11 protein-coding genes and 2 tRNA genes are annotated in these 17387 nt (G+C 49.0%); 6 read left to right on the forward strand and 7 right to left on the reverse strand.

Translation table 11 applies throughout. The features are described 5' to 3' along the window. Positions 1–21: 21 nt before the first annotated feature. On the reverse strand, positions 22–1299 hold the full coding sequence (locus tag E3U44_RS14660) for a peptidylprolyl isomerase (protein ID WP_134358871.1): 1278 nt from the start codon (positions 1297–1299) through the stop codon (positions 22–24). A 95-nt stretch (positions 1300–1394) separates the two neighbouring features. Then, positions 1395–3605, reverse strand: a complete 2211-nt coding sequence (locus E3U44_RS14665; protein WP_134358872.1) for an LPS-assembly protein LptD — start codon at positions 3603–3605, stop codon at positions 1395–1397. A 134-nt stretch (positions 3606–3739) separates the two neighbouring features. Between E3U44_RS14665 and E3U44_RS14670 the strand changes: the two genes are divergently transcribed. Together E3U44_RS14670 and E3U44_RS14675 are read left to right on the forward strand one after the other, a co-directional pair. Beyond that, positions 3740–3815 (forward strand) — tRNA-Ala (locus tag E3U44_RS14670). A 53-nt stretch (positions 3816–3868) separates the two neighbouring features. After that, positions 3869–3945 (forward strand) — tRNA-Glu (locus E3U44_RS14675). A gap of 119 nt (positions 3946–4064) precedes the next feature. On the opposite strand, the gene E3U44_RS14680 is transcribed toward E3U44_RS14675, so the two are convergent. Both E3U44_RS14680 and E3U44_RS20790 read right to left on the reverse strand, forming a co-directional pair. After that, positions 4065–5498 (reverse strand): sodium/proline symporter, encoded by a 1434-nt coding sequence (locus tag E3U44_RS14680; protein ID WP_134358873.1) that lies wholly within the window; start codon positions 5496–5498, stop codon positions 4065–4067. A 436-nt stretch (positions 5499–5934) separates the two neighbouring features. Further along, complete coding sequence (locus E3U44_RS20790) at positions 5935–6030, reverse strand: small membrane protein YohP (protein WP_476703565.1); 96 nt, start codon at positions 6028–6030, stop codon at positions 5935–5937. Between the two features lie 377 nt (positions 6031–6407). Between E3U44_RS20790 and E3U44_RS14690 the strand changes: the two genes are divergently transcribed. Beyond that, the gene (locus tag E3U44_RS14690) at positions 6408–7316 is read left to right on the forward strand and encodes a V-type ATP synthase subunit E family protein (RefSeq protein ID WP_240761517.1); all 909 of its coding nucleotides are present in this window, start codon (positions 6408–6410) and stop codon (positions 7314–7316) included. A gap of 192 nt (positions 7317–7508) precedes the next feature. Further along, positions 7509–8294, forward strand: coding sequence for a metallophosphoesterase family protein (locus E3U44_RS14695; RefSeq protein WP_134358874.1), 786 nt, complete (start codon positions 7509–7511; stop codon positions 8292–8294). A gap of 71 nt (positions 8295–8365) precedes the next feature. On the opposite strand, the gene fadJ is transcribed toward E3U44_RS14695, so the two are convergent. From fadJ to E3U44_RS14710, 3 genes are all read right to left on the reverse strand, one after another. Next, on the reverse strand, positions 8366–10609 hold the full coding sequence (gene fadJ / locus E3U44_RS14700; protein ID WP_134358875.1) for a fatty acid oxidation complex subunit alpha FadJ: 2244 nt from the start codon (positions 10607–10609) through the stop codon (positions 8366–8368). Then, complete coding sequence (gene fadI, locus E3U44_RS14705; RefSeq protein ID WP_134358876.1) at positions 10606–11898, reverse strand: acetyl-CoA C-acyltransferase FadI; 1293 nt, start codon at positions 11896–11898, stop codon at positions 10606–10608. The genes fadJ and fadI overlap by 4 nt, the downstream gene beginning before the upstream one ends. Before the next feature lie 105 nt (positions 11899–12003). After that, on the reverse strand, positions 12004–14280 hold the full coding sequence (locus E3U44_RS14710; protein WP_134358877.1) for an acyl-CoA dehydrogenase: 2277 nt from the start codon (positions 14278–14280) through the stop codon (positions 12004–12006). A gap of 228 nt (positions 14281–14508) precedes the next feature. Between E3U44_RS14710 and E3U44_RS14715 the strand changes: the two genes are divergently transcribed. After that, positions 14509–16695 (forward strand): acetyl-CoA hydrolase/transferase C-terminal domain-containing protein, encoded by a 2187-nt coding sequence (locus E3U44_RS14715; RefSeq protein WP_134358878.1) that lies wholly within the window; start codon positions 14509–14511, stop codon positions 16693–16695. After that, complete coding sequence (locus tag E3U44_RS14720; RefSeq protein ID WP_134358879.1) at positions 16695–17363, forward strand: SOS response-associated peptidase; 669 nt, start codon at positions 16695–16697, stop codon at positions 17361–17363. The genes E3U44_RS14715 and E3U44_RS14720 overlap by 1 nt, the downstream gene beginning before the upstream one ends. Positions 17364–17387 lie beyond the last annotated feature (24 nt).

The raw sequence follows: 17387 nt of genomic DNA on the forward strand, positions 1-17387 counted from the left end.
CATAGGGAAAGACAACGTCCTTCAGCTATCCAGACGATATTCCACATAGGCCTCATCCCGGAGCTGCCGCAACCAATTTTCCAATTCTTCTTCGATTTTACGCTGGCGAATCTCCATCCGAGCCCGATTCCGATTGAATTCCTCAGTCATGTTTTGCTGCCGCCGGTCCAGCACTTGAACCACATGCCAACCAAATTGAGTCCTGAAAGGTTCGCTGATCTCCCCCGGGTCCAGGGACATCATCACTTCTTCGAAGCGGGGGATCATCTGGCCCGGACTAATCCAACCCAGATCACCCCCTTTTAAGGCGCTGGCTTTGTCATCGGAATGGGCTTGTGCCAGTTCAGAAAAATCATCCCCCTGAAAAGCTCGCTGGCGCAACTGGCCAAGGCGTAACTGAGCATCCCGATTGCTGGTCAGTTCGTCGGTACGAACAAGAATATGGCGAGCATGCGTCTGAGTCACAACCTGTTGCTCTTCCCCTCGGCGATCCAGAAGCTTGACGATATGGAAGCCGCTGGGACTGCGAATTAATTCGCTTATCTCACCTACTTGAAGTTTGGGGACCACATCAACGAACAAGGTCGGGAGCTGACCCATTTTGCGCCAACCCAGACTACCTCCTTCCAAGGCTTGTTGCCCATCGGAATAGGCGATTGCCGCCTTCTCGAAATCCGTTCCCTCCCGCAACTGATGCAATAATTGTCCCCCCCTAGTCCGAGCCGCCTGGAGCTGTTCTGGAGAGGCCGCTTCAGGCACTGCAACCAAAATATGGGCCAATTGGTATTGAACGTCTTGATTGCCTTGTTTTCTCTGGGTTGTCAAAAAATTATCGATCTCCGCCTCGCTCACGGTCACACGATCGTTAACCTCCCGCTTATGGAGCTGAGAAATGATCAACTCCCTGCGAATATTTTCGCGAAAAGAAGGAAAGTCATAACCATCTTGTTCTAAGACATCACGAAACTGGCTAAGAGTTAGCCCGTTATCCTCAGCGATTCGGCGCAAGGCCTGATTGAGAGTTTCATCACCGACGCGGATGCCGGTACGTGCGGCCAACTGCAACTGCAACTGTTGCATCACCAGCCGCTCTAACACCTGCTGCTCTAGCATATAATCTGGCGGGAGCGACGTTCCCTTGACCACCAACTGTTCTTGAACCGTATGGACCATCTGGTCCAATTCGCTTTTCAGTACGACTTCTTCATTCACTACCGCCACAATACGATCGAGAATGGTCGCCCCAAAACTCCCCATAGACCAAGATAGAGCAAGGACAGCAACGAGCAATCTTCGCATAGCTACTCCATCAGCTTCACAGTGGGATTAACAGCAAAACTTTACCTGTATATGATTGCACATTCATGCGCTGTGCGCACGAAAGAGACTGCCAGTTAGAACTGTTCTCCGTAGCCTAACACTGTCCGCCTCAGTAACGATTCCACATTTTGTCCCAAATTACCTAATCCTTTTAGCTCCAATTGGACCATAACCGAGTTGTTCCTATCCCCCTCAATGTTGGTAATGTAACTGCGCCCCACCAGGCGTATCGCCCAACAACAACTGTCATACTCCACCCCCCCCAAGACTTCAAGGAGCCGATCATCGGCAATTGAATGATACCAACGTCCGACAACACTCCAATTCTTCGTAATCGGATAGCGGCCAGAGATATCAACCTGCTCCAACAACTGCCGACGGAAGCGGTAACCCATATTCAGCAGGCTCCCCCCTTTTCCACGATAACGCAGTTCGGCAGTACCCAAATCAGCCCGCTCCTCATGGGGATCAAAGCGCAACTCACCTCGCAGCAACCACTCCGGCGCCAACCGAGCAGCCATTTCCGCAATGATGGCAGAACTTGAATCAGTCTCTTCAGAGAAGTCAGGCAAGGTGACCTTACGATCACGAAAAAATTGAATCTGGCCGATGGAAGCCCGCAGCAGTTCATCCCCCGTGCTGGACTGTAGCAAACGGGTAGTGACCGCTAGAGTTAGTTGATTGGCATCATTCAGGCGATCCGCTCCCGTGAAACGGTTAGGTTGGAATAGCCGAGCGAAGTAAAAATCCAATGGAGCGCTATCAAAAACCGGAAAATCTTCTTGATTTTCAAAAGGAATATAAAGATAGTAGGCGCGCGGTTCTAAAGTCTGGCGCAAACGGCTGCCCCACAAAGCCAGTGATCGCTCAAAAATAGCGCCCGTATCTATGCTAAAAATGGGCAAGGTACGGCTGAGCGTGTTGTCCGTACCCGGAGGGGTATCATCTAGGAAATAACGGGTATCCCGCACACCAATATTAGGGGTAAAGAAGGTGCCGGGAGTGCGGAAGGGCAAACTCACAGTAGGCCACAAGTCTAAACGTACCCCGTTCGGTAGAGCATCCCGCTGAAAGTTTACCACCTCGCCGTGAAAGTCGAAATCCAACCCCAAAAATTGATCGGGAAAATAACCGTCCACCAACAACTGAGGTAGCCGTTGGTGCGGGCGAGAAAAGCCAGGAATAGTCCTGTCAATGGTTTGAAAACTTTGGAAACGCCCTAGGGCATACCAACCCTCACCTTGGTAGCTAACATCTAGCTGGTTATTAAGGTAGGTAGTACTGGCAATGCTCAGGCTATTACCTAAGTCCTCAAAATAGGTGTCATCAGAAACGAGATTGATATCCAGATTGGTAAACCAACGCGACCAAGGGCTACCGGTATGCTGATAGGAAAAAGCGCCGCGATAATCACCCTTCTTGTCATCGTGGGGCAAAATCGAGCCTAGAATTCTACCATGATTGCGAGGATTAAGATAACGCAACTCCCCTGCCAGCATGGGGCCCCGCTCGGACAAGTAGCGGGGGGTAATAGTTGCATCCCGATCCGGGGCAATGTTCCAATAATAGGGTGTGCTGATATCCACACCCGAGTTACTGGAACTCCCCACGGAGGGCACCAGAAACCCAGATTTGCGCCGATCATCAATGGGAAAGCGCAGAAAGGGGGCATAGAGTATGGGAACATCCCACAGTTTGAGACGGGCATGGCGAGCCCAGCCCACCCCTTCTTCGTGATCCAGGCTCACCTGGCTTGCCTTCAACTGCCAAGCATTATCCCCAATATCGCAAGTCGTAAAGGTGGCACCTTGCAACTCTGTCTTGACGGAACCCTCTCGCTCCGCCTCAGCTGCTACTCCACGAGCATGGTAATCTCGCAAAAAATAGCGGGCATTTTCGGCGACGCCAACATCCGTCTCCAAATTCACTTTAGCGGAGTCACTGATAACATCCATCATAGCATCTTGATAGCGCACATCACCAAAAGCCTCCACCGTATTAGTTGGCTTGTTATAAAGCACCTCATCCGCATCTAGCCACTGCCCCCGGCGTCTAAATTTGACATCGCCGCTAAAAATAGAGAGTCCCTCCTTCTCCACTTCAACTTGATCAGCGGTAACATCCACGGGGCCCTTAGGCTCCGGGTCTAACAACGCCTCTGAGGTCGGCTCAATAAACCGCTCACATTTTTCCCACTGAGGTATTTGTGCCCTAGCCATAGGAACTAATCCCAAAAGGAAAGAAAAGAGCCCCACAAATAAGATAGTATTCTTTTTCTGTTCCACGCAGCATGAGTATTATTATTAATATGGCGCGTAAAAATCGCATAGAATCTACTGATCTTCAAACTTTTTAAGCCAAGGATAGAATGGAGCTTGACATATTGCCGCTAAACTCGTAGAGTGTGCGTTTCTTTGGAGGGGCCATAGCTCAGCTGGGAGAGCGCTTGCATGGCATGCAAGAGGTCGGCGGTTCGATCCCGCCTGGCTCCACCAGGCATTTAGGCCTACCCACTTAAGGTGAGTAAGCCTAGCCACAAACAGAATTTGTCCCCATCGTCTAGACGGCCTAGGACACCGCCCTTTCACGGCGGTAACAGGGGTTCGAATCCCCTTGGGGACGCCATTTAATTCATGACTTCCATACCCAATCCCTAAAGCAGCGATTCTCTAAGTATCCATCGCTAAAAGTAGACAACAACGAAGGTCACCTCCAACCTTCATGATGGAAGCTACGACTTAGGGCTATTTGGTGCTCGATTCTCCCTTTGAAAGAGTATCGACCTTTCCAAACAGGCGTAGCACACCATAAGTTGCCAGGCCCGCTAGAATCCCAGGCATCCCTTCATAGAGAGCATGATGGAACTCCAACCAGCGCCAGGCAATAGCCACACCGACACCCATACTTAGAATAGTCAAAGCTTGCTGGTCTGTGGGTTTGCCACCCATAATATAAATCAATAACAAAGGCACAAAAGCGGAGGCCAGAAATGACCAGGATAAGATAACCAGGGTAAACACATCCTCATTATTGCTGAGCGCAATTGCCAGTGCCAATGCTGTAACCACCACAGTGGCCGTCTTTATCTCGCCCATATTCTCAAGGCGTTGTGGCAGTAAATCATGGGTGAATGCCGCTGAGCACGCTAATACCAACGAATCTGCCGTGGACATCGTCGCGGCAAAAATACCCGCTAGCAGCAACCCCACCAACATATCAGGCAACAATTGCAAACCTATGGTCGGTAGGGCTAACTCCGGATCAAAGTTCTGTGATTCCGGTAAATACACGCGCGAGAGCATTCCCACGCCTGTGGCCATAAAATAGAATGATGTATACCACAGATAGTAATATAGACGTGCCCGAGTCATGTGGTTAGGATCATCCAGTGCCATAAATCGGACCATAACATGGGGCTGACCTGCCACGGAGAAACCACCAAATAACCAGCCGAGGACAAAAAAGGCAAGGCCGGCTACTCCAGGAACAAGCGTATCTGTAGGGGTCCAATTCAGAAAGCCTTCAATTTCGCCCATTTCCGCCCAAGCCTCTTTCGGGCCGCCAAGGGCCGTCACGGTGGCGTAAAGCAAGGTAAGCATGGCCCCGAACATGACGAAGGACTGGGCCGCATCAGTCCAAATCGAAGCACGAATGCCCCCGGCAAAGCAATAACCGACGACTAGAATCGCGCCTATAAGCGCTCCCGCGTAGAAGGGCCAATCGAATAACACGTACAGTGCCTTACTGCCGGCATTAAGCTGTGCTGCTGCGTAAGTACCGAGGAAGATCACGGTGATAAGACCTGCTGTGCGGCGCAACCGATTTAGCTCGGTGCCATACCACTGGCTAAGTACACCCCCGTAGGTCACCTCCTCAGTCCGGGCAGTAGCCTCCCGGAAGTGCCGGTGAATGAACTGCGAGGCTAAAAAATCACCCAGGATCCAGCCAACCACAAGCCATATTGAAGCCAGTCCAACTGTATAGGTATAACCTATAACACCAATAAACATGTAGCCACTGTTGTTAGTAGCCACCGCCGACAAACCTACAAGCCAAGGCTTAACCGAATTGCTAGCAACATAATAATCGCTTCGGTTCCCCTGTGCTTTGCGCGCCGACAATAAACCAATAAATGCAAATACTGCGAGAAAGAATAAAAAACTAAAGACTATAACCATGAAACTATTCCCAACAAGAAAGTAGGCTTCCTGGCCTTACTTCCTGTACTTTATGAATGACAGGGGGCCTAGTAATTAACGGAAAGGGTTGAGCCCGCAACAATGCCATGCCTAAAAAGCTAAGCGGCGGTGCGCGTCTATCAACTCCATACCTAGGAGCGAGACGGGGCAACCAATTTTTATTGAGCCTTGTAAAAACGGTATGGTAAGGTAAAAATGGTATGGTAAGGGTACGCCAAACCTGAATTCGATGTGATTGTGCCTCTGCAAAATACAAAATTGCTAGCTAATTTAGAAACGCTCCCTCATCTCAGCTAAGCAAGAAAGGGGGGCGGCAGATAATCTAGTACTTACTCAGGTATTTGCATAAAAATGCAGCAACACCATTTAGTCACCTTTGCTACAGCAAAACCTTTACAAACCAACCTACACCTCTCTAGAAGATCAGAGCGAGCAACCCGATAACCACTAGCAAACCAATAAGAAAAATAATGCCGGCCACGCTGCCAAAAAATTTTAAAATACTACCCATCTAGCTTCACCTTAGTAATCAACGATGCCAAAGATTAATGCACGCACAAGAGAAATAAAAAAATAAAACACATTACTAAAGCCTAGCTTCTGCCCCAATCTTGTCAAGTTAACAGCCCGGCATGGCTGTGCAGAAGTATCAAAAAATCCTCTGATCCACTGCCATCTAGCCTTGTAAGAATTACAAAAAACTCTGAAAAAAATGGCAGACAAGCCTAGATCATAGGGGGACTGAAATCCTATTTAGGCCTTTAAATCCGCTGTTTTTCCATCCTCTATAAAATTGGCCCAAGCCTTGCTCAATGAATAAATTAATACGCTACGTACGTAGAAAGACTTTCTGCAAGCCAAACCCTAAAATGAAAGGAGTAAGCTTTTATGGCACGTAATCTAGAACGTGAAGAGCAAATCCCTATGGACCATGTTGAGCGGACGGTTACTACTGTTGAGCATCCGGGCCAAATAAACTGGGGCGCTGTTATAGCCGGCCTCGTAGTCGTAATCAGTGTAAGCTGGCTAATGGTATTGCTGGGTTCAGCAATTGGACTCAGTATTGCTGATACCTTCGACTCTAAGGCAATGGAGGAAGGCTTAGGCTGGGGATCTATTATTTGGTTGCTACTGACTGCACTAGTGACCTTTTTTCTTGGTGGATGGTTCGCCGGACGGTTAGCAGATAAGACGGTCAAAATCATTGGTATGCTGCACGGCGTTACCGTGTGGGGCGTGAGTATAATCTTGCTGATTTTTCTCGGTTATGCAGGTATTGCCGGGTTAATGCAAACGGGTTCAGCATTGCTTAGTGGCGGCGCTGCAGTAGTACCGGCAGCGGCGGTAGGCGCAACGGCAGAGACTGACAATGGAGCGACATCACCTTTTGTTACTCAAATTCAGGCACAACTTAAACGTCAAGCCAGTGAAATCACTGCTCGAACCGCTGAGGAAGGTGTATCGCCAGAGGAAGTGGAGCGCGCCATCGAGCAGTTGGACGCCCAGACTTTACAAGCAGCCGCAATGCAACTTTTGCAAGGTAATACCCAGGCAGCAAAAGACGTGCTGGCAGTTAATACCAACCTTTCGGAAGCGGAGATCAATGCTATCATTAATGGAGTGGAACAAGAAGTTCAACAGCGCCTAGATACCATAGCCACCTATACTCAAGCCATCCTATGGGCGACATTTATTAGTAGTCTGCTCGGTTTAGCGATGGCGATCATCGGCGGTTGGATAGGGGCTAGTCGTGTGCGGCGCTTTTATGCAATACAGCAAAGAGCCACAGGGACCTAATAATATATAATCCGGCTTTTGGTTCTGTTGGCCCTGTTTCCTCCAGCATGCCAGCAGGACCATCTTAGGCCGGGTGGGTGCCTCTGCCACTTCTATTGCAGCTCACATGGCATACGGGGAGCACTCTTATCTATTTAATGCCCAATCAGGCTTAGCATCCACAACCGAGCAACATGGTATTATGACTGCTGTATGAAGCTTATTCATCTGTCGGATCTGCATTTTGGCGCGGAAACACCGGAGATCGTACAGCAGCTCAAATATGCAATCACGGGCATCCTCCCGGATATTATCATCGTTAGCGGCGATCTCACCCAAACCGGATCGACCCAAGAGTTCGAAGCTGCAAAAAATTTTTTAGATGGTTTTCCTGCAGCCACCTTTTGTGTGCCTGGGAATCATGATATTCCCAGATATGATCTATGGGAGCGTTTTATTGACCCTTATAAAAAATATAAACGCCACATTGATGAAAACTTGTGTCCCGTTCATGAAAGGAATGATGTCATTATCGCCGGTCTTAATTCAGCGCGGCCTATCTTACCCCACTGGAATTGGGCCAATGGCGCTATATCAAGTGCTCAGCTTAAAGATTTGAAGAATGTCTATAACCAAAGCTTGGCAAAAAGACGGGTATGTGTTTTTCACCATCCGATTCATGAAGCACTCAATACACCTGTGGATACGGTTGTTTTTGGTGCAAAGAAAGCACTGCGCGCCTTACATAAACTCAAAGTGGATTTGGTTTTGACAGGCCACGCCCACCATGCATCCGTTACCGCGCTGGGGGATGTATATCATAAAACCACTTATCTAAGTGCCTCTACCGCCCTATCTTCCCGGTTGAGAGAACAGGAGAATCGCTTTAACTGGGTAGAAATTGATCAAGATAAACTTGTAATACAGATTTACACCTATAATGGCGATGCCTTTACTACAAGCAAAGAAGCATTGCTAGAACAAACCAGGCTTATCTAAGACACCCCTCCCCAGCACCCGAAGAATTTTGAGAAACTGCTATAAAAGGTAGCATTCGCTACTTCTCCCTCTCAGAGGGTTCCCCCCGGTGCAGGCGTCTTCTCATCGTGAAAGCCAATCCGTTGTTGAGCAAGCTCAACAAGGAGGGGCGCAGGAGTAAAACGCTCACCCAATTGATCTTGGTAGTGAGCGAGCTGTTCGACAATCTCACTTATACCTTGGTTATCAATAAAGCGAAATGGCCCTCCTAAAAAGGGTGGGAAACCAAGCCCGAAAACAGCGCCCACATCGCCGTCACGGGCCGACCGCAGAATGCCATCGCTGTAACAATACACCGCCTCATTGATCATCGGCAAAAGGCAGCGCATCGCGATATTATTAGCCTCAAGCTTTTTTTGAGGTTTAACATCCAATAAGGGATATACGGATTTATCTATTTGTTTCCCTTTGCCTTTAAAAGTTCCATCCACTTTTTGATAACGATAAAAACCCCGACCATTCTTCTTGCCAAGCCGATCAGCTTCCACTAATTTTTCAAGTATCAGTGTGGGTTTCATCCGCCCACCGAAAGCGCCATGCAAGATCTGAGCGATCTTTTGAACCACATCAATACCCACTTCATCCACTAGCTTGAAGGGCCCCACAGGAAAACCAAAATTAACCAATGCCTTATCAATCTCCTCAATGGAAACCCCCTCGGCTAAAAGATGAATAGCTTCATTGATATAGGGGCCTAATATCCGTGTGGTATAAAAGCCTGTTCCATCACGAACCACAATTACCGTTTTGTTTTGGCGTTTGCCCAGTGCAACACAGGTGGCGATAACCTCCGGTGCGCTCTTGTCGGTCACAATAACCTCAAGGAGAGGCACTTTAGGCACAGGCGAGAAATAATGCATCCCAATCACAGCCTCGGGATGCTGACTCGCTTCAGCAATTTTATGGATGGGAATGGTGGAAGTATTGGATGCAAAGATCATTTCAGGACTACCGTAGGCTTCCACTTCGCGTAGTACCTGATGTTTTACTTCAAGGTTTTCACTGACGGCCTCAATGACCACATCGGCTTGTTTAAACCCTGTGTACTCGGTCGTAGGACGGACCAAAGCTAGAACACGGTCACGCTCCCCTAACGTCATACGCCGTTTTTGGACTTGCTCAGTCACGGAATTCCATACCGAGCGAAGCCCTCGCCGTAAAACTTCGTGATTGACATCTTTCAAGCGCACGGGCAAACCTGCCTCAGCGGCGGTCACATAGGTTACCCCACTGCCCATCAGCCCCGCCCCCAAAACGCCGACCTTATGCACTTCCCGAGAGCTTACCTCCGCTTCTGTTCCTGCGTCTTTTTTCAGCGCGGTCCTTGCTAAAAACAGGGCCATGAGATTACGGGCTTTGGTGCTCACGGCCAATTCACCGAAGGCTTCCACTTCCGCCTTAAAACCCGCTTCCAAGCCCTCCTCAATGCCGGTTCTGATCACCTCCAGCGCCTGAAGGGGAGCTGGCAAATTGCCATGGGTATGGGACAGGACCTTTTTCTTTGCCTGGTTAAATAAAACAGACCGGCCCGCTGGATTCTCCTCTAAGAGCAGCGTTCTAAGTTTCCGCAGGTTCAAAATGCTGCCAAGAACCTGACTAAGCCCACGGGAAGAGCGAGCTTCCCCCTCCTTTTTCTCTCTCAACTCTTTCCAGGAAAGTTCACGGGCACGGGCCAGAGCCGCTTCTAACAGGACTGGCTGGGGAACCACTTCATCAACCAATCCCATAGCCCGGGCCTTAGAGACGGAAACCGTCTTGCCCGTCAATATCATATCCAGTGCCGATTCAAGACCCACCAGGCGAGGTAAACGCTGAGTCCCTCCCACCCCGGGAATGACTCCCAATTTGACTTCAGGCTGGCCAAATTGCGTTCGATCGCTGTTGGAGGCGACCCGTGCCTGACAGGCCAAAGCCACCTCTAGCCCTCCACCTAAACAAACTCCGTGGATTGCCGCCACAATGGGAAGAGGAAAAGATTCCACCCGTTTCATCACCCCTTGCGCTGCATGGGAGAGCTGCCTTGCGGCCTCAGAATCCGGCAATTGAGTTAACATCTTGATGTCGGCACCAGCGATAAAATCCTTTTTGGCTGAGGCCAGTACCACCGCCTCCAAATCCTTATCTGCCACCAGTTGCTCAAGCACATGATTAAAGTCCTGCTCAAAACCTGCTTGGAGAGTATTGACGGGGGCATCAGGAACATCAAACCAAATGATGGCAGCGTTATCCTCTCGTCTTTCAACCCATAGTGATTGAGTGTTCCCTACATCCCTCATGAAGTCACCTCCAACACCATGGCAGCCCCCATTCCTCCTGCGGCGCAGGCGGTACATAGGGCCACCCCACCCCCCCGGCGCTTTAACTCCCCTAGAGTTTGGGCGATTTCCCGGGCACCCGTGGCAGCAAAGGGATGGCCCATGGCAATCGACCCTCCATTGACATTGAGTTTATCCCAATCGACTTTTCCAATAGGCTCACTGCGGTTTAATTTTTCCCGCGCGAAAGTAGCCGATTCGAAGGCTTGAATCGTGGAAAGCACTGTGGCGGCAAAGGCCTCATGCATATCGATCAAATCCATATCCGCTAAGGTCATCCCCGCCCGTTCTAAGGCAATGGGTGTTGCATAGGCAGGCCCCAACAGCAGTTGATCAAAAGGGTCCAGGGCCGCGAAGGCATAACTTCGTACTTTCCCCAGAATAGGCATTCCCAATGCCTTGGCCTTAGCTTCATTCATTAACAGCAGGGCACTGGCCCCATCAGTTAAGGGAGAACTATTTCCCGCCGTCACAGTACCGTATTTCTTGTCAAAAACAGGCTTCAACTTGGCATAGGTGGCCAGATCAGACTCGGGTCGAAGCAAGTTGTCCTCCACCAAGGTCTCGGTAAAATCAGGAGGGATATGCACGGCCATGACTTCATCGGAAAATTTTCCTTCTCGCCAGGCATGGGCTGCTCGTTGATGGCTGCGGTGGGCAAACTCATCCTGAGCTTCTCGGGAAATACCATTTTCCTTTGCCATCCGCTCACCCGCTTCCCCCATGGTTTCCCCCGTTGAGGGTTCTGCAATCGCCGGCGGGCGAGGAAGCAGATCACTTGGAGAAAGATTCCTGAAAGGAGCGAGACGCTGGACCAGGGTTTTGGCGCTAGCGGCATCATGTAAGGCATCCTGGAGGGGCTTAGAAGCCATCATAGGTACATCGCTGGCGCTCTCTGTCCCACCGGCAATTCCACACTCAATGGCCCCCTCCTGGATGGCCTCTAACACGTTCACCGTGGTTTGATAGCTCGTGATGCAAGCCTTGGAAACCGTGTAAGCGGGAATCCCTGGAGGCATTCCAAGGCCTAATACAATCTCCCGGGCGACATTAGGGGCCTGAAGGGAAGGAATCACTTGCCCAAAGACCACCTGATCCACCGTTTTAGGCTCCAAATCAGCGCGCTCTAAAAGTTCCGCACAGACCAACTTTCCCAGATCTAAAGGAGTAAAATATTTAAATGCGGTTTGCCGTTTAGCAAACGGCGTGCGTACCCCCGCTACAATCACCGCTTGCCTATTACTATTCATTCGCTTCGATTTCCATCAAATACAGATAAAGACAACCTTAGAAGATTTGGCGCCAAATTCAAGGAAAGGTAAAAAATTCTCCCTTTCTCGTTCTGGGAATTTTTATCACCCTGATACGGCTTGCTTCCGTTCCTCAAGCCCCACTCCAGTGAGTTCTTCCGGCGCAAAATCATCCACAGTAATGATTTCCCAGGTCAGTTCTTTGGCTTTCGCAACCGTCTTTGCCTCTCCCTCTGAAATAACTCCCCCCTCCACGGCCTCTTCAAGGGAGAGGCTTTTCAGCCCTTTCTCCTTAGCTGCTTGATGGAGCTTTCCATTAATTTCATCGGCAGCTATTACCGCTTCAAAGGCTTGTTCTAAACGAGTCATAGGATCTTCCTCTCTGCCACTGCCCAGGAAAATTCCTGCCGTCAGCCGATCTCGTGTGGTAGAGGGGGACAATAGCAGGCTAGCGCACTCCCGCCCTAAGTCATCTGGGGGCTTTCTGAAACGTCTGCCCCAAGGGAAAAGAACCCCGCGCAATAGCCAACCTACAGGACGGGAGGGAAAATTTGCCAAGATATCCTCGAATGTCTGTTGGATAAGATAAAGTTCTCTCTGGCTACACCAATGCAGCAAGGGAAGATCTTGCTGTGGCTGACCATCATCCTCAAATCTCTTTAGAAGACCACTGAGTAAATACATATGGCTCAGACAGTCCCCTAGACGACCCGATAGTTTCTCCCGCCGTTTCAACTCTCCCCCCAGAATTAACGAGGTAAGATCAGCAACCAATGCAAAAGAGGCGCTGAGACGACTCAATTGTCGATAATAGCCAACCGTGACACCCCCTTCCGGGGCATGGGCCCAACGCCCACCCGTAAGATTATGCCACCAGGCCCGACCCAGATTGCGCAGCAAAAATCCCATATGCCCAAAAAGAGCCTGATCAAAGGCTATCAACCCCTGCTTTTCATCCGGGTCTTGAGCGGCTTGCATCTCTTTGAGAAGATAAGGATGGCAGCGAATCGCACCCTGACCGAAAATAATCATACTTCGAGTAAGGATATTTGCCCCTTCCACGGTAATGGACACGGGAATCGCATGGTAGCTATTTGCCAGATAGTTATTTGGTCCTTCGCAAATAGCTTTGCCCCCATGCACGTCCATGGCATCATTGATGCTCTCCCGCATGCGCGTAGTGGAGTGGTACTTGGCGATGGCGGAAAGAATGGAAGGTTTATTCCCCTGATCAACCACCGCGGTAGTCGTCGTTCGAAGGGAATCGAGCAAGTAGGCATTGGCCGCAATGCGCGTCAGGACCTCTTCTACTCCCTCAAACTTACCAATGGGAAGGTGAAATTGTTTTCGTACCCGGGCGTAATCCCCCGTGGTGCGGGCACATAGTTTGGCAGCCCCGGTGCTTAGGGAGGGCAAAGATACCGAGCGCCCTACCCCAAGGCACTCCATCAACATCTGCCACCCTTGGCCAACCCGCTCCTGGCCGCCAATAATCCACTCTAGGGGCATGAACACATCCTGGCCCGTGGTGGGACCATTTTGAAAAGCTTGATAGGAAGGATAATGGCGCCGCCCAATTTGAACGCCCGGCGTGCCCGTAGGAACCAGGGCGAGGGTAATGCCAATATCTTCCTTCTCCCCCAACAGATGCTCCGGATCATATAAGTGGAATGCCAGCCCTAATACGGTCGCAACGGGACCTAGAGTAATGTAGCGTTTATTCCAGGAAACCCGCATACCCAAAGTACGCTTGCCTTGATAATCACCATAGCAAATGATCCCTGAGTCAGGCATGGAAGCGGCATCGGAACCGGCGGTAGGACCTGTCATGGCAAAACAGGGTAACTCCTCGCCCCGGGCTAATCGGGGGAGATAATGGCTTTTTTGTTCTTCAGTGCCGTAGAGTAACAAAAGCTCCGAGGGACCCAAAGAGTTAGGTACCATAACAGTCACCGCAGCCGTCACACTCCGGCTGGCCAATTTGACAATGACCGAGGAGTGAGCCAAGGCCGAGAACTCCAGTCCTCCATAGGCCTTAGGGATAATCATTCCCCAAAAACCATTATCCTTGATAAACTGCCAAACTTCGGGGGGCAAATCCTTCCGCTCATGGTTAATTTCCCAATCATCCAGGAGCCGACAGAGTTCTTCGGTAGGGTCATCGATAAAGGCCTGCTCCTCCTCCGTAAGCTGGGACGGAGGTAAATCATGTAGATATTTCCAATCGGGCCTTCCGGAAAAGAGTTCGGCCTCCCAACTTACTGTGCCTGCATGCAATGCCTGTTGCTCTGTCTTTGAAAGAGGGGGTAATACGCGGCGTATCCTATTGAGTACCGGTCGACTAATCAGATTGCGCCGCAAAGATGAGAGAAAAGTAGCCATTCTTAACCCCCTATGGTTCTCGCTGAGAAGCACCCTGCCCTTTGCTAGAAGCAGATCACACGCTAGGAAGAGCGAGGATCACTAAAGCAGGTCGCACACAAATTAAGTGTAGTCCACTTAAGCATAAAATTAGAGTAACGTTTTTTGCTGTTGTTCCCACAAGGAACATTGCTACAATCATCTCATCCCCTAGAGTGTCATCCTGTTAGGTAAAGGCCAAAGCCCACTATGTTGAGAAATAATAAAAGACCCATTTACTATACCGATGTTGAAAGCTGTGTCGAAAATACTTTGTGCAAAGTGGGCAAGCACATCGTGCTTGGCACCCCCATTGGGCTAGGAAAACCTAACCACTTAATCAACGAATTCTTCCGTCGAGCAGTTCAAGATCCCAGCCTAAAATTAAAAATCTTTACGGCCCTAACTCTAACAAAACCACAATGGAAGAACGGGCTTGATCGCAGATTAATAGAGCCGCTTTCCACAAGAATTTTTGGCGGTTATCCTGAGCTCGAGTATGTTTCGGCACTTAAGAAGAACAAGGTTCCTCCAAATATAGAAATTGCTGAATTTTATTTACAACCTGGTAAATTTCTCAATAGCCTCCATGCCCAGCAAAATTTTACGAGTAGCAACTATACCCATGTGGTGCGAGACGCTTTAGATAGCGGTGTTAATGTTTTTGCCCAGCTTATTAGCAGCACTCAACTAGTAGCGAATGAGAATCACTATAGCCTAAGCTGCAATCCTGATCTTACTCCTGATATTATCTTTAAAATGCGTCAACAGGAACGGGGCGGAAAAAAAATTGCCATACTAGGTCAAGTCAATCCTGAGTTACCTTTTATGTACGGTGATGCACTGATATCGCCGGATGATTTTGACGCCATTGTGGACCATCCTCAATATACATTCAAACTCTTTGCCCCCCCCAACATGGCAATTAATTCGGCCGATTATATGATTGGGCTTCATGCCAGCACACTTATCAAGGACGGGGGAACAATTCAGCTTGGAATTGGTTCACTAGGGGATGCTGTCACCTATTTCATCAATATGAGACATCAACATAATTCCGTTTATGGCGATCTTTTATCGGAATCAAAAACCTTGGATAAATTTGGAAATATGATCCATAACGTGGGAGGAATAAACTCTTTTAAAGAAGGTCTCTATGCCAACAGCGAAATGTTCGTTGAAGGTTTCATGCAACTTTATCGTAGTGGAGTGCTAAAACGAAAAGTCTATCCCCATAAAACCCTTCAACGGCTCCTCAATAAAAAAAGAATTAGCAGCCAAGTTTCTCCAGAAACTTTGTCTTGCCTCATAGAAGAAAAAATCATCCCTCCCAAGCTTAACGCCAAAGCTGTTGCCCTACTACAAGAGTGGGGTATATTTAAAACAGAATGGGCATACCAAGATGGTTATCTCTACTCTCCTAGGGGGATGGACATCCCTGCCGACCTCACGGATACTCACGCTGCCGAGAAAATTTATCATTATTGCTTAGGGCCTCAGATCAAAGGAGGACATTTACTCCATGCAAGCTTCTTCCTGGGCCCCCAGCGATTTTATAATTTTCTACGGAATCTAAAAACAGAAGAACGTCAGCAGTTCTGTATGAAGAGGATCTCTTATGTTAATCAACTTTATGGTGATGAGGACCTCAAAAGACTACAAAGAAAAGATGGCCGCTTTTTTAATTCCGCCCTTATGGTCACCCTTGATGGTGCCATAATTTCAGATAAACTGGAAGATGGTCGTACCGTGAGTGGAGTCGGTGGTCAATACAATTTCATTGCCATGGCCCATGCTTTATCTGATGCCCGCTCCATTATCATGCTCCGGAGCATTAGAGAAAAACACGGCGAAATCAGTTCTAATATCGTCTGGAACTATGGTCATACCACCATTCCCTGCCATTTACGAGATATAGTGATAACCGAATACGGCATTGCTGATCTAAGAGGCAAAAATGATCGGGAAGTCATCATCGCCTTATTGAAGATTGCTGATTCTAGGTTTCAAGAAGCCCTACTCAAAGAAGCTAAAAAAGCAGGAAAAATTCCTAAAGGCTACCAAATTCCTGACGGTTTTAAAGATAACTATCCAGAGCGCCTTGAAAAGCATTTTCATGTTTATAAAGCACAGGGATTTGTCCCGGAACTACCCTTTGGCACTGAATTTACCCCGGAAGAAATGGTTTTAATGAGAGTGTTCGAATTACTTCAAACCATGGTGGCTAAAAAAAGGTTTGCTATCCCCAATAGGCATCAGCTCAAAATGATGACTTCTACACCAGAAAGCGCCACAGCCTACCTAAAGCGATTACAGCTGGATAATCCCACCACATTGAAAGAAAAATTAATGCAAAAATTGGTACTTTATGGACTTTCTCAAATCGGTGCAATCTAATGTGTGGTCGTTATACCCTTCATGCTCCCATTGAACAGCTCGCTGCCCATTTTCATCTCCTTCAAATGCAACAGCTCACTCCCCGGTTCAATATTGCCCCTTCCCAAGCCGTTCCCGTCGTACGCAGGGAATCCTCCCAGAGAGAGTTGGCCATGCTACGCTGGGGGCTCATTCCCAGCTGGGCCAAGGAAGAAAAAACCTCCTATAGCATGATCAATGCCCGCGCTGAGACCATTGCTACTAAACCCGCCTTCCGGAGCGCATTCCGGCATCGGCGTTGCCTTATCCCTGCCGATGGATTCTACGAATGGAAATCAGCAGCGGATGGCACCAAACAACCCTACTATATCCGCCGGCGCGATGGCGAAGTGTTTGCCTTTGCTGGGCTCTGGGAACATTGGGAAGGGGAAACGGGCAAATGCATCGATTCCTGCACGATTATTGTCACCGACGCCAATAAACTCATTCGACCAATTCACGACCGAATGCCGGTCATCCTAGAACCTGCCGACTACGAAGCTTGGCTCAATCCCAAAAACCAAGATACCCATACCCTGACAGCGCTGTTAAGACCCTATCCGCCGGAAAAAATGGACGATTACCCCGTGAGCCGACGGGTGAATAGACCAGCGAATGATGATCCTGAATGTATGGTGTCTATAAGTTGATACCAAATTTGTCTTTAAGATGAC

The organism is Nitrosococcus wardiae (assembly GCF_004421105.1).
Lineage (GTDB): Bacteria > Pseudomonadota > Gammaproteobacteria > Nitrosococcales > Nitrosococcaceae > Nitrosococcus > Nitrosococcus wardiae.

What these genes read in the sequence shown, in the direction of transcription:
- E3U44_RS14660 (WP_134358871.1), bottom strand. Translation starts at nt 1,299, where the DNA reads ATGCGAAGATTGCTCGTTGCTGTCCTTGCTCTATCTTGGTCTATGGGG.
- E3U44_RS14680 (WP_134358873.1), bottom strand. Translation starts at nt 5,498, where the DNA reads ATGGTTATAGTCTTTAGTTTTTTATTCTTTCTCGCAGTATTTGCATTT.
- E3U44_RS20790 (WP_476703565.1), bottom strand. Translation starts at nt 6,030, where the DNA reads ATGGGTAGTATTTTAAAATTTTTTGGCAGCGTGGCCGGCATTATTTTT.
- E3U44_RS14690 (WP_240761517.1), top strand. Translation starts at nt 6,408, where the DNA reads ATGGCACGTAATCTAGAACGTGAAGAGCAAATCCCTATGGACCATGTT.
- E3U44_RS14695 (WP_134358874.1), top strand. Translation starts at nt 7,509, where the DNA reads ATGAAGCTTATTCATCTGTCGGATCTGCATTTTGGCGCGGAAACACCG.
- fadJ (WP_134358875.1), bottom strand. Translation starts at nt 10,609, where the DNA reads ATGAGGGATGTAGGGAACACTCAATCACTATGGGTTGAAAGACGAGAG.
- fadI (WP_134358876.1), bottom strand. Translation starts at nt 11,898, where the DNA reads ATGAATAGTAATAGGCAAGCGGTGATTGTAGCGGGGGTACGCACGCCG.
- E3U44_RS14710 (WP_134358877.1), bottom strand. Translation starts at nt 14,280, where the DNA reads ATGGCTACTTTTCTCTCATCTTTGCGGCGCAATCTGATTAGTCGACCG.
- E3U44_RS14715 (WP_134358878.1), top strand. Translation starts at nt 14,509, where the DNA reads ATGTTGAGAAATAATAAAAGACCCATTTACTATACCGATGTTGAAAGC.
- E3U44_RS14720 (WP_134358879.1), top strand. Translation starts at nt 16,695, where the DNA reads ATGTGTGGTCGTTATACCCTTCATGCTCCCATTGAACAGCTCGCTGCC.